Origin of the sequence: Mesorhizobium sp. M1A.T.Ca.IN.004.03.1.1 (genome assembly GCF_003997555.1) — a bacterium.
GTDB lineage: Bacteria > Pseudomonadota > Alphaproteobacteria > Rhizobiales > Rhizobiaceae > Mesorhizobium.
The window spans coordinates 1-263 of the sequence record NZ_RZTV01000489.1 but is presented as its reverse complement, the minus strand read 5'-3'; the positions used below and the strand labels follow the sequence as shown (position 1 = coordinate 263).

The following is a 263-nucleotide window of genomic DNA, read 5'->3' as shown; positions in this document are numbered from 1 at the left end:
TTTTGACCATACATGGCCCGCAGTCCCGTGCGATCCTCCAGCAGCTTTCGGCGGACGACCTGTCCAATGAGGCATTCCCGTTCGGCGCTGCTCGCGAGATTGACCTTGGCTTCGCGCGCGTCTGGGCCATCCGCCGCTCGTTCCTGGGCGAGCTCGGTTATGAGTTGATGATTTCGAGCGAGTTCACGGCGCACGTATACGACGAAATCATGCGTGCCGGCGCTCCACTAAGTCTGCGCCACGCCGGCATGTTTGCACTCGGA

The 263-nt window shown here is 61.2% G+C and carries 1 pseudogene; it reads left to right on the top strand.

The window, feature by feature from the left end:
* Window positions 1–263 (top strand): annotated as a pseudogene (locus EOD29_RS32570) (FAD-dependent oxidoreductase); the annotation flags it as partial.